The 12153-nt window shown below is 59.1% G+C and carries 10 protein-coding genes; 1 reads left to right on the top strand and 9 read right to left on the bottom strand.

The features are described 5' to 3' along the window. Positions 1 to 184: 184 nt before the first annotated feature. The 4 genes from MTX23_RS26680 to MTX23_RS26665 all read right to left on the bottom strand — a co-directional run bounded on the left by MTX23_RS26680 (position 185) and on the right by MTX23_RS26665 (position 4353). Complete coding sequence (locus MTX23_RS26680; protein WP_280973180.1) at positions 185 to 403, bottom strand: hypothetical protein; 219 nt, start codon at positions 401 to 403, stop codon at positions 185 to 187. Positions 404 to 930: 527 nt separating this feature from the next. Beyond that, the gene (locus tag MTX23_RS26675; RefSeq protein ID WP_280973179.1) at positions 931 to 2217 is read right to left on the bottom strand and encodes an ATP-binding protein; all 1287 of its coding nucleotides are present in this window, start codon (positions 2215 to 2217) and stop codon (positions 931 to 933) included. Positions 2218 to 2310: 93 nt separating this feature from the next. Then, positions 2311 to 2517, bottom strand: a complete 207-nt coding sequence (locus tag MTX23_RS26670; protein WP_280973178.1) for a hypothetical protein — start codon at positions 2515 to 2517, stop codon at positions 2311 to 2313. Positions 2518 to 4074: 1557 nt separating this feature from the next. After that, on the bottom strand, positions 4075 to 4353 hold the full coding sequence (locus MTX23_RS26665; RefSeq protein ID WP_280973177.1) for a helix-turn-helix transcriptional regulator: 279 nt from the start codon (positions 4351 to 4353) through the stop codon (positions 4075 to 4077). Positions 4354 to 4707: 354 nt separating this feature from the next. Here MTX23_RS26665 and MTX23_RS26660 point away from each other — a divergent pair, with 354 nt between their 5' ends. Further along, positions 4708 to 4986, top strand: coding sequence for a DUF2285 domain-containing protein (locus tag MTX23_RS26660; RefSeq protein WP_280973176.1), 279 nt, complete (start codon positions 4708 to 4710; stop codon positions 4984 to 4986). Between the two features lie 501 nt (positions 4987 to 5487). On the opposite strand, the gene MTX23_RS26655 is transcribed toward MTX23_RS26660, so the two are convergent. The 5 genes from MTX23_RS26655 to MTX23_RS26635 all read right to left on the bottom strand — a co-directional run bounded on the left by MTX23_RS26655 (position 5488) and on the right by MTX23_RS26635 (position 11730). Then, positions 5488 to 6396 (bottom strand): LysR family transcriptional regulator, encoded by a 909-nt coding sequence (locus MTX23_RS26655; protein WP_280973175.1) that lies wholly within the window; start codon positions 6394 to 6396, stop codon positions 5488 to 5490. A 345-nt stretch (positions 6397 to 6741) separates the two neighbouring features. Beyond that, entirely contained in the window at positions 6742 to 7614 is an 873-nt protein-coding gene (locus MTX23_RS26650) for an isocitrate lyase/phosphoenolpyruvate mutase family protein (RefSeq protein WP_348637580.1), read from the bottom strand. An 11-nt stretch (positions 7615 to 7625) separates the two neighbouring features. Then, positions 7626 to 7844, bottom strand: a complete 219-nt coding sequence (locus tag MTX23_RS26645) for a hypothetical protein (RefSeq protein WP_280973173.1) — start codon at positions 7842 to 7844, stop codon at positions 7626 to 7628. Positions 7845 to 9005: 1161 nt separating this feature from the next. After that, entirely contained in the window at positions 9006 to 9287 is a 282-nt protein-coding gene (locus MTX23_RS26640) for a helix-turn-helix transcriptional regulator (protein WP_280973172.1), read from the bottom strand. A gap of 580 nt (positions 9288 to 9867) precedes the next feature. Beyond that, a complete protein-coding gene (locus tag MTX23_RS26635; protein ID WP_280973171.1) occupies positions 9868 to 11730 on the bottom strand; it encodes a hypothetical protein in 1863 nt (620 codons plus the stop codon). Positions 11731 to 12153 lie beyond the last annotated feature (423 nt).

Here is a 12153-nt window from a genome sequence, read left to right as displayed (position 1 = left end):
TAGTCATAATGAGCGAGCGTACCTGGGAAGGGCTGTCGTGTCTCACGCTATGTCCAATGTAAGGGGCAGATCGTTTGCTCCCTTTGCACTAGAAGCGGTTTCATGACAGCCGTCGTTCAAAGTCGCTGGGTGGACGAAGGTGAGCATCTTGGCTCGAGAAGATATCGCTCTTCGACGAGCGAGTTCATTGTACCTTTGAATTTCGCAGACCTCGAGCGCCGCAATATTGGGATCCAATGCTGGCAATGTTCTCCTCAGCGATGATGCGACTGCACTTGTGGCATTGCCGCCCGCAATCCGCGCCGAAGCTCAGGACGGATTTGCGACCATTTTGTGCTTGAAAGTCGGCGCGATCTCGTCGTCCGGCGTCGGTGGAGTTCGCGGTGAACGCGGCAAGCTTCATCGCAGACTCCCGGCACGAATGCGCAGCCATGAATTGTGCTCTCTGGTCTCGAACAGGCCGTCGAACTGCGGTGAAGTGTATAGCAAATGAAAAAGCAGGTCCCCTACCAACTCTGGAATAAGTACGAGAGTGCCCGTGGTCCATATACGTTCACTCAATAGTCGACTTTAATGCGGAGTGATCCGGCCGGCGGCTATCAGGGTGAGACTTCGGCGACAGTCAGGGGTTCTTCCGCATATTTGGTGCAGGATGCAGAATCACGCACAGTGCGAATAAAGGCGCAAAGTCAGAATTGCAGTCGATGCTGATGATTCGCCTTGCTCCAAGCCTTCCCCTCACTAGTGTCCCCCGAGCTTTCGATCGTTCAGATCCTCCCCAAGGTCGACAGGGTGGCGCTCGTGGCTCGGCCGAAGTCTGCGGTCTCGCCTGACCCTGTTGCAGTTGCCAGCCAGGTTCGCCGTCCACCGCCATTACGTGCGACGCTTGCCTGATCTGTCATAGCACGGTAGGGTTGTTGAAATGCGGCCTCACGCGCGAAGGCTTTGACGCGCGAATCCGTAATGACCGCGTCGGATATTCGCGGAGCGGCTTCCGGCAACCGTCCGGCCGAAAGCAAGACGCAAACCCGCCTCGGCGAGAGCCGACTGGCGATTGGCTCTAACGATGTGGGCGGCCGCGAGAATCGGACGCGCGCGTTTTCGAGCGGCAAAAGCTTTTGAAGCTACTCGTATCGGACGCGTAGAACGGTCCTGAGTTCCGTCAGTTCGGAGGCGTCGACCGTAGGCGATAGCAGGCTCGCATAATCGATCACCATGTTCAGCGGTGCCGGCGGCATGAAGACGGTCTAGGATGGGGTTCAGCTTCACTTCGAGCGCGGTCCGGCGCTTGCTTACGTCGTCGAGGTGGGCGAGCCTTGCGGCGAGATGACCCTTGAAGACATCGGGCTCGAATGGCGTGTCGCAGACGGGGCAGGCCGTTCCATCGTAGAGGTCCAGCGCCGACTTTAGAAGCGCTTCGTGCGACAGGCTGGTGAGGCTGTGGGCATCCTTGCTGAGTTCGGCCGCAGTGGAATCGGCGGTCGAGCAGGCCTGCTTGAACGCGTCGGCCTCGAGCGCCTGGAGTGCTTGCCTCAGCGTGGCAAGGTCGGCAGTGGCTTGTGTCTTCGGCACACGGGCCGATCCGCTGGGGGCTGTTGCGGTCAGCCCATCCTTCAGCGACGTGTTGGCATCGAGCTCGGGCAGAGGGGCCAGCCCGAGAAGTTCGCGCTGTGGATTGACCGCGTCGAGGACCGATTTCCTCGTGAGCTGGGCCGTGTCGAGCGCTGCCAGGAGATTCGTGATTGCGTCCCTTTCTGCTCGTTCAAGGCCAGAAAGCTCTTTGGTGCAGGCGTTTGCGATCTTCTGCAGGACGCCGCGGAGCTTCTCGATTTCGTCCAGACGCAGAAGCGACTGGACTTCCTTCGCTCGTTGCCCGGGTTCGGAGAGAACATAGCGGATGAGTTCGCGGCGTGAGAGCACGAATTCGGGGTGGAGATTGATGCTCTCGAACGTCGCGATGACATCCTTGTCGGCAGGCGTGATTTCGGGCGCGCTTGCCGATTTTACAGATCGCCGATCCGGGCCTTCTTGTTGCCGAGCCCGGGCAGAGTGACGTCGACGGTTACCGACGCGGCCTCCGGCTTGTTGCGACTGTCGACGTGCGGACCGTGTGGCCTGACAGAAAGGCCCCCCGGTCCCGGCGCTGGCCAGGCGAGAGATGTTGCCGCTCAGAGCGAACTCGATTGCGTCGACGATGCGGCTCTTGCCGGTCCCCATTGGGTCCGCATGCAGCGAAGTTCTGGCCCTTGAACTCAAGGGTCAGGTCACGGATGCCGCGAAACTCCTTGATATGTATCGTATCGATCCGGATCATGGCGCATCAGGAAACAGTGCGGCTCGTATGGCGGATTCGTGGAGGATGCCATCTTGTACGACCTTGCGAAGCCTCGGCGCGACCTCGCTGAGGTCTTCCTTCTTCTCCAGAACCTGGAAGAACTCGCGAAGAATGGTGGCGGCGACGGACTTAACTTTTGCGGGTGGCTCCGCCGCCTCAATTTGATCTTCCGTGGTGTCCAAGCTATTTACCTCGCTCCGCGCAAGAGCGATGATTTTTGATCGTCTTAACTCGCCGGCTGTTCGCGATGCGCCGTCATCGAAGCCTGGCGAGCACCTATTATGTAGTTTGGCGATGTTTGTCGTCGAATGTACTTTGAACCTTGATACAATGTGGCCGCAATTTCTGCTCGTAGCCCCGGCCCGCATGGATGAGAGCTCAGAGATGGCGAGCCGCAGTCTCAGTATCATGCTGTGGAAGCAAAGCGAGACCAAAGTTCGGTTGGAGCGACCGTTGAAACAAAAAGATCTGTACGTAACGTACACATCTCAACTCCGTCGCCTGAATAGCGGAGCTTCATTTTGTACGAAGCCTACCAGTGTCCAGCCAGCATTCTTATCTGTTGACGCTTCGGCAATGCGCAAGACCGGATGTTCGGCTCTGCCCGTAAGATGGCTCGCCCTACACTGCGTGTCCGAGGGGGCTTGCGCGGTCCGGGCCAATCCCCCATCACAAGAGGACGAGCGGTGGCTGATAACCGAGAAGTGGCTGATAACCGAGAAGCTTTTGCCGGAATCGATGTCGCCGAGCCGAGAAATGCTGTCGCGGTTGCGGCCGCCGGCCGGTAGGAGAGGTTCGCTTCTTCGGTGAAGTCGATGCGTTGGCCGTCAATATGCTCAGACCTGGGATCGCGCAGGCTTGCGTAGCGCTCTCCAATCGTTCTAGCGAGCCGTCGATGAACGGGGCCGTCAGGCGGGCCTCCTGACGGAAGACGTGGGCTTCGCAGTCGATCCTTATGGGCGTCCTCGCCTCAACTCGCAACCGGCAAAGCGCGCCACGCCGCTCTTCACTCGAAACCGCAGGTCGTCGATGGATGCGCGGCGCCCATGGATACTTGCGAGCTTCTGCTCAAGCCCGCGGCTGGCGACGTCCCGCCGCACGCGCCAAGGCCGCGGCGCTCGCTCTGCCGACATCGCGCCGTCAGGGCCGCATCCCTGGATGATGTGCTTGAGCGCCATTGCAATACGGGCTCCCTGTAGATGCCGGGTGGCTGTTTGCTCAGCACTTCTGTCCTGAGCTTGCTTCCCCATGGCGCGAACTGGAAACGGGAACAATGCCGCCGGAGAAGGGAGTTGAAATCGTTCGTACCTTTCGGACGCAAGTGACGCGCGTCTTCTATACACCAGTTGCAGGCTGTTTCGGAAGACCTGGAAGCCGGTGAATTCGAGAAGCCTCAACCTTGCCGGCAACTTTCCTTTCTTGGGCGAACCGACGCCGATGTTGTGACTGGCGTCAGGATGTCCGGGCAACTACGTCTTGCCTGACCGGCGTCCTGAGCAATTGCCACGCGCTAACTGGAGCGATCGTTGATCAGAATACATCTCGTTACCACACCGGTTGTACGCCGATGAAATCCAGGTCGATGATAACGCTTGTTGGGTAAAGCCGAAGGTTCGAAGAGTTTGGCGTGAATTTTTCTGAAGCTTCTGATTCTGCGACTTAGCCGACGTTCGACCCAAGCGGAACTGTTCGTTCAGTGCCGTTGCGACCGCGCGCCGTAAAGCATCGTCTGAAGCGCCCTATTTCCTGCGATTTGAACGCATCCTTTTCCGACCTTTAGGCAAAGGCTTGGGAGGCGTTGCTCCTTCCGGAGGTTCGACAAACAATTCAGACATATGGACACCCAGCGTTTCGGCAACACGTTCAAGTAGATCAATCGTCGGGTTCTTCTTCTGCAGCTCGATACCGTTCATATGTGAGCGATCAACGCCGGCATCGTAAGCCAGTTGCTCTTGCGGAATACCGCGCTCTCCGCGGATCCGGAGCACATTCCAGGCCACAAGCGCACGAGCTCTCATGCGCTTAAGCAGCCATTTGGCAGGTCATCAAACCACTGGCTATAGACCTCGTATTAGAGTAGCGTCGCCCAGTGTGCAGATGAGCGAAGTCGACGCATGCTGGACTGAAGGTCCTCCGCTGATCGCGGCCCGAGCGATACCGGCCGCGGCCAGATTTACCCCGGCGAAAGCCGCAGTGAACCAAATTGAAGTCAGCGAGGGATTGGCAGCAGGGAGATTTCGCGGCCAACCAATAGTTGATGTTTGGCGGGAAAATATCCCTGCAGAGGGCGACAATCGATCGCTACGAAGATGCTCTGAATACCGCTACCATTGCTCGGATTAAGGCTTTTCATTTGGTAGGATTTTCAGACAGTGCCACCCGACCGTAAAATCGCTGATCTTGCACCCAGCGTGCCCCAGCTCACGTCGTACGACGAGCAACACGCCGTCACCTATATGCGTCTCCTCGACGCCGAAGCCGACAACGCCGATTGGCGCGAAATCACACGCATCGTGCTTGGTATTGATCACGTCATTGAGCCGGATCGCGCGCGCCGTGCTTTTGACAGCCATCTGGCTCGCGCCAGGTGGGTGGCGCGTCACGGCTATCGTGATCTCGTGCAGCGCGGTTGGCCGAAATGTGAGGGATAAGCAGGGCCTGAAAATGGGGTCAGTTTGTGTTGCCATCGCAAAAGTCGATCGTTGCGTCGGCTAAATGGATCAAAAGCGAAGAGCAGGTTTAGCGCAACAGAAATCGTGACATCTGTCCGGCTGCGCTTCCAACCCGCGCTTGCAAAACACACGATCCTCAGCATTCGCCTGGTCAAGGCGGGCTGCGTCTCATGCGGGTAGCTACCACGTGTTGCTGCGGCACACGTACGACAGTCCTGAACTCCTGGATAATCGTCTGGCTGCACGTCATGACCTTGAAGACATCTGGCGAGCAAGCGAGCGATCGTCATCATCGCACGTATTCGGTCGGCGTCTTTTCAGCCAGGTTGCTGGAAACGGCAAAATGGAATCCAGAGGCGGTGGACCGGTTCGTACGATTTGACTTGCCATCTGGACAGACGCTTCTTCTGCTGCCTTTTGCTGTGTTGTTTGCACGCGAGGCCAGTCCGTCCGTCAGGTCTGATATCGCCGGACACGATGTCAGGCGGCTTGCGGAATTGCAGCTTTCTTGCAGAGCCGGGCGACCCACCGGCAAAAGGCGCGGGCGATTTCGGGGTTGTCGCTGCGGTCGACGGCATAAGCCCGATACTGCATGCCACTTGGCGTTCGCGATCCCGGTATCACATGCAGTGCACCCTCGCGTACCAGGTCGCTGACAATGATCTCAGGGACGACCAGAAGGCACTTTCCCGTCATCACGGCCGGCAGGGCGAGGTAGTTGTGATCGTATCGCGCGCCCGACTTTATGTCTTTCGCCGTCAGGTTCATCGCCCTCAGCCACGTAGGCAGTATGTCGGGCCGGGACGTGATATTGAGAATTGGCATCGAACGAACAACTGAGAGGGTTTTTCCCGCCACATGATTTGGAGAGCCCACACAGACCAGGGCCTCATTGTAGATTTCCCAATCGTCGGCCGGCTCAATGACGGACAGATCGCGGCTGATCAGGATGTCGAAACTGTCGGAAGATGTCGGCGGAGACAGCGAGCTGATCACGTCCACGATGACGCCGCCCATCTCCGCAGAAAACGCCTGGAGATTCGGAATCAGAAAGGTGTAGGCGAAGGTCGAAAGTGACGTGCGGACCACGATCCGGTTGGCCTCCGACCGGTTCCGGTGTCGCATCCTCCTGGCTGTGAAGCAGACTGTATCGAGCGGTTCGGCGACGGTGTTCGCGAAAAGCCTGCCGAATTCCGTCAGTTCGCTCCGCCGACCTCGCCGTTCGACAAGTTCTGTACCGAAGTAGTCCTGTAACACAGCGAGGTAACGGCTGACCGAACTTTGTGTCGTGCCCAATGCGCTGGCCGCGCGCGTGACGCTTCCTTCCCGCGCAATCGTCACGAACACCCGGATCGCATTGAGGGGCACTTCATCGAATTCGGCAGCCATCTTCTGCTCCGATAGCCTCTGAAATATCAGCTAATTGTGACAGGCAGGCCAATCGCCAAACACGAACGCTCCATCACACTATATGTTGGATATAGTCAACATTATCTCGCGCGCAAAATCGGCGCGCTCCGTACGTTTCGTACGGTTATGTGCGCGACTTCGATTGTTGTCGGTATTGCTTTCGAAGATACCTTAGAGAGGCTCGTCGCGAGTGAGCCATGCGATCGCGGTTCTCGCCGGCGAAATCGCGCGGCGAGATCAAAACCAGTTATTCCGGCTTGTCCCGGAGAGGGGTGGGCCGGGCTCACGTATCGTCCAGGATAGTGCCGATCTAGTAACAGAGGTTCAGCGAAGGAAGCGGGCCTCGGCCGACCTGACGTCGTGCATTCTCTGGAGCCTGAAAATCTCTTCGACCGCAAGAATGTCCTTGTGAACGTTCTGGACCCCGCCGTCGGCAATGATTCGGCGGAAGGTTTCCTGCATGGCCGTTGCAGCGGCCCGGATACCATAATTGCCATAGATCATCATGCGGACATTGCGCAGCGCCTTGACCCGCTCTGCATCGAGCTCGGGATAGGCATTCGGAACGATCACGAGCGGTACGGGTCCAGTCCAGGCGCGGGAAAAGCTTTCGATCTCGAACGGGTCCTTCCTTTTCGAGTGGATCAGGATCATGTCGGCGCCAGCCTCCATATAGGCTTGCGCCCGCTGCAGGGCCTCTGCTTCGCCGCAGCCGGCAATCAAGGCTTCAGTGCGCGCGATGACAAGAAAGTCCGGGTCCCGTCTCGTGGCGATGGCAGCCTCGATCTTCCCTTCGAACTCCTCAATCCGCAGCAGCTCCTGACGGCAACCGGCAACAAGGCTCGTTACCTTCGGAAACGTCTTGTCCTCGATGACGACGCCACTGGCGCCGGCGCGCTCGTATTCGCGGATCGCATGGATGACATTGATGGCATTGCCGTACCCTGTATCTATATCGGCGATGACCGGCAGCGTCGTACACCCGGCGATCGCCCGCAGCATGTCGAGATGCTGTGTCATCGAAATCAGGCTCATGTCTGCGAGGCCATAAAGTGCCGACAGTTCGAAGCCGGAAGCCCATACGCCATCAAATCCGGCTTCTTGCGCGAGGATCGCTGACAGCGGGCTATGGGCGGCCATGATGTGAACAAGGCCGGTCTCGGCCATGCGGGTGCGCAGGCGTTTGGCAGGGGACATCGGGATATCCTTCAGGTCACGGCGGCCACGACGGCTTCGCTTGCGCGGGCACGGTGTTCCTCGAACGGCGGCGCATAAGAAACGCGCATAAAGTGCGAAGCCATGAAGCGGCGTCGGGGCACGACAGCCACAACAGATACGGGCTGATACATCGCGAACTTGGTGTCGGTCTCGATCACGTTGCGTCCGACATGCGATTTGTGATGACAGCCGCGCAGGAAGGAAGACATTGAAGGCACCGTCGAGCACACCGACGCGAAAGTTCCTGCCTCCTCGCATCCCGGCGACAACGCGACCGCAGACAGCCACGCTCGGGTCAACACTATATTTGCGCCCGTGCGGGCGGTCGAAGCTCCTGCCTGCGGCTCCGCCCGCCGGCTTGATCGGGTCGTCGGGCGCATATTGGTTGCGTCCTTCGGGCGCTGCCGGCCGTCATCACCAACGGCGGCCGACCTGCCGAATTCCGGTTCGCCCTTGCTGCTCGTCGTCTCAGCGCCTTGATCGCGCAAGACAGCAGGACGGGATGTCATGGGCTTTGTTCAGAGGAAGTTGACGATCCTAAGCCGTGCCTGCATGCAACCAGAGACAAACCAGATTACTTGCGAAGCTTCACGACAAATCTCCGGACGACCAGTAACTGCCGCCAAGTGCACCGACCAGTCTGCGTATCGGGTTTTTGAATGATGTAATCGAAAGTTGCGATGATTTGCCTTCGAGTGCATCCGTCGAGCGGAATGAACCGAAAACGTCCCGATCAGCGTGATCGAGAGCTCCATCGCGGGATTTCGAAGTTCGGAATCTCGAGTTTGGGATCGTCTTGGCTCTAGGCGCGTGAGTCGCGCCAGGAAGCCGTCGGGCATGATGAGGTGACCTCCGGCCGTAGTTCCCCGGAGGGAATTGGACTCCGGCCCCGAAGTGAGCAGACCAGTATTTGTTCGGCGAACAGTGGCGTCAATTGCCTGCGCCCTGACGTCGCTAAGCTTGATGAACGTAGGCCCAGTCGGTTGGGATGGCCTCGAGAAGTCCAGCACGATGGAGCTGGTTGGTCGCGCGAAAACGAACCAGCTGCCTCGATCGACGACTTGTCGCCGTAAGTCGATTCCTTCCAGGCCCTTACGGCATCAACACGGCGTCGGCCCCGCGGAAGGCGAACCAGGGCGCCTGCGCCGAAACAGGAAGTAATATCGACAATGATGACGAGGCGCGAGCCGGCCACCCCCAACTGCTCCGGACGGAGTGCATGCCTGCGTCTGGTGGATCGCGGCGGCGGCTTGCGGTCACCACGTGTTTGGTAAACTCATTGCGCAGCGCCTACGCCACGCTCAATTCAAGTCAGAATTGCGCCCAGTGCCGTCACGGGCTGTGCGCCAGAGTGCTGGTGGGGACGCATGCTATCTCTTCTTGCCACGTGGACGAGTTAGCTTGCGGCCTTTTGGCAGGGTCTTCGGAGCCGACGTACCTCTGGGTGGTTGGACAAACAACTCGGACACATGTACGTCCAGCGTTTCGGCGATGCGGTCCAGAAGATCGATCGTCGGGTTCGCCTTTTGCCGTTCCAGACCGCTCATATAGGAGCGGTCAATCCCGGCATCGTAAGCCAGTCGCTCTTGCGGAATGTCGCGATCTACGCGAATCCGGCGCACATTCCAGGCCACAAGCGCACGAGCTTTCATGCGACAAGGCAGCCATTCGGCGGGTCATCAAACCACAGGCTATAACCAGCCTATTGCGACGACTTCGTTCAAGATGCGGATTGGCCGGCCCCGTACGCAAGCTGCTGAAATGGCCCGGTGTTGACCCGGTGCCGTTGATGCGTCCGCCGGGCTGATGTGAACCGTACGGAATCTCCAACCTGCTGTGAGGTGATACAAGCTGGCTGCAGGGACCAGAGGCCCGGCAGCACATGCTTGCGCCCTTTTTGAGGGTATTCGGGCTCAGGGCTCGCTACCATGGAGGCGACGCCTCACACGGTCCTCACACGGACAGCAGGCGAGCGACCTATATTGGAAGGGCGCAAGCCGGAGACGAACCGACGAACCATGCGCGCCCGAGCGCTCCTGTCGGCGCACGCGGATCTCGCCGGATCGAGGCGCGGATTCAAGGCTATTGATAGAATGGCCGGATGGCGTGGTCCAGTCGCGAAACAGCTGCAGGACTGGCTCCATGGGCAACCCCATCTCGGGCCCGCATGGCGCATGCTTTGCGCCAAAGAGGCCAGCTGCAGGGAGGGCTGCTCTCACCTGCATTTCAGTATTATCCCGGCCGTTGTCCTCTGGATTCACGGCACGATTGCTCGGCCAGCGCTGGCTGACGTATGGGCTTCAGGAATAGCTGCCGGTAGGCCTCCGGATCTTCGCCGTCGTTGACGGGGGTTTCGAACACGGCGGCGGCAATATAGTCGGTCTGCGCGGATCCAAAGGAGGCCATGACGCCGGCCTCGTCAAGGCGATGCGGGCCCTCCGGCTCGATCAGGACCCAGGCATTGGCCAGATCGGCGCAATCCTCAAGCCGCAGCGCTTCCACCGCGGCTGAATTACTGCCGGCATATGGCACGATCGGCCATGTTTGACCAAAGTGCGCCTCGTTACTTTTCCATTGCCCGAACAGCCACGGCAGACCGAGCGGTCTCGTCCCGAGCACAAAGAGCAGGCCCGGGGAACGGCCAGAAAGATCAACGACGGGGGTACCGATTTCAAGCCCGGCCGCGCGAGTCTGATCTCTGGCCGTGACCAGATAGTCGTGCAGCGGCTGCGAGAGAACCAGTGTACCACCACGTGCTAGCGGCGTGACAGCGGCATAGGCACGCAGATCTTTCACCTGCGCCCGCGGCGCGAGGATGCCGGCATTGAACGCCGATGCAGCGAGCAACTGTGCAAACACGGTCAGCGGCAACAGGGTGAGGACGCTGCGTCCCTGCCGCGCCAAAGGGCTCAGGAAGGCAATGACCGCGAGCATCCAGAACAGGGCGCATTTCGAAGCCGCAAACCAGTAGTTGAGATTGGAGCCCAGCGCGGACATGTGCGGCAGGACGAAAAAGACAAGTGCAAGAGCAATGCTGGTGGGGGTCTGGCTTCGCAGAAGCAATCCCGCACGCCAGAACATTGCGCCAAGGCATGTGAAGGCCGGCACCAGAAAAAGGGTGGCGACCTTGACTTTGACTGGATCGGTCCCCAGCAGCGCAATCGCCAATGTTGCGATCAACACCGCCGCGAGTCCGAGCGACGTGACGAGCTTGTGTCTGGGCCCCGCGACCATGGTGAGCGAAAGGGACATTGTCATGAATAGAGCCACAGCGAGTTGTGCCCCACTGATTTTGGGCCAGTCGATCCGAAACATGAGAGATACCTCGTGCCGGGAACCCAGCACGAATTCCAGCTCAACACTGTTGACCATGCGGGTCACCAGTCCGGCGGTGCTGCCGTCGATGAACCAGGCGGTAACAATCAATAGAGCGAGGGCAAGCAGCGCAGCGCCACACATCAGCAGCAGCGACTTTCGACGCAAGACGACAACATAGAGCGCGACGATGAGGGCGACGGCCACAGCGGTAGTCAGCTTGGCCATGAGACAGCACCAGCCGCCGGCGCCGACCAGGATCCAGCCGAGAACCTGACGGACGCGCCCTGACTCGTCGGCCAGCAGCAGGCCGATCATCACCAGCAGGATCGATTGAAACGTGAGTGTGTAGTAACTGGGGCTCAGCAGCCAGTTGTGAAAGAGCACCAATGACAGGCTGGCGATTCCTGCCGACGGCACCAAAGCCTGTGACCAGCCTGCGGTCCAGAAGCGCCGGATCACCAGGAAACTGAGACTCCAGCCCAGCAGGATGGTCAACATGACGTTAGCCACGCGAAGTGCTGCGATGTTGCCTCCCAACCACTGATACGGCCAGTGATAGACGAAGCCGAAAAGCGAGGGCGGGCTGTTAATTGCGTAAATGAATGGGTTCGCGATGGAGTTCAGCCAGAAGCCCTCGGCGCCGAGATAAAGGCCGTAGCTACTGTAGTATAGCGGCAAGGTGAAAAGGACCGCCGTCGTCGCCGCGGACAGCGAGAGCAATGTTCGCTCCAGCAAGACTGACGATGGTTTCTCGCCGGCAAGGTTGCTGCTGGACATGATCCTTCTTGCGAACCTCATGGAGAAAGGCGCATTGCGATGGATATCAGGCCAGGATGGTTCTAGCCGACCTCCGTCCCGCTATCCCCTCCAAGAATTGGTAGAGGCAGACCATTTCCAGGGTTCCTCGCTGCCAAATTTACCGGGCTGGAAGTAGCGGGAGACGAGAGCAATTTCCGGGACGCGCAAAGGGCGTTCACGTCGAGTGAGCGCAATGACGCCGGCCGGTTCGAGACGTTCGCCGCAAGGCCGGCATCAGTAGGCTGGGAGAAGGGCGTACGATCGAACTATGCAGCGCAGTGAATCGTCAACAAGTACCGAGGTAGGCAAGCTTCGTCGCCCGATGTTCCCTACCTGGGCGCAGTACGGCTCAGTTGAAGTTACGTCGATAAGTTGGTGGTCTTGTCCCACGATGTCTCCGGC

This window comes from Bradyrhizobium sp. ISRA436, from assembly GCF_029910015.1.
Lineage (GTDB): Bacteria > Pseudomonadota > Alphaproteobacteria > Rhizobiales > Xanthobacteraceae > Bradyrhizobium.
Note: the sequence above shows the minus strand (reverse complement) of the source record. Positions and strands in the feature narration are given on the sequence as shown.

Excerpts from the sequence above, each read along its gene's own strand:
- MTX23_RS26680 (WP_280973180.1), bottom strand. The coding sequence starts at position 403 with ATGAAGCTTGCCGCGTTCACCGCGAACTCCACCGACGCCGGACGACGA.
- MTX23_RS26675 (WP_280973179.1), bottom strand. The coding sequence starts at position 2,217 with ATGGGGACCGGCAAGAGCCGCATCGTCGACGCAATCGAGTTCGCTCTG.
- MTX23_RS26665 (WP_280973177.1), bottom strand. The coding sequence starts at position 4,353 with ATGAGAGCTCGTGCGCTTGTGGCCTGGAATGTGCTCCGGATCCGCGGA.
- MTX23_RS26655 (WP_280973175.1), bottom strand. The coding sequence starts at position 6,396 with ATGGCTGCCGAATTCGATGAAGTGCCCCTCAATGCGATCCGGGTGTTC.
- MTX23_RS26650 (WP_348637580.1), bottom strand. The coding sequence starts at position 7,614 with ATGTCCCCTGCCAAACGCCTGCGCACCCGCATGGCCGAGACCGGCCTT.
- MTX23_RS26645 (WP_280973173.1), bottom strand. The coding sequence starts at position 7,844 with ATGTCTTCCTTCCTGCGCGGCTGTCATCACAAATCGCATGTCGGACGC.
- MTX23_RS26640 (WP_280973172.1), bottom strand. The coding sequence starts at position 9,287 with ATGAAAGCTCGTGCGCTTGTGGCCTGGAATGTGCGCCGGATTCGCGTA.
- MTX23_RS26635 (WP_280973171.1), bottom strand. The coding sequence starts at position 11,730 with ATGTCCAGCAGCAACCTTGCCGGCGAGAAACCATCGTCAGTCTTGCTG.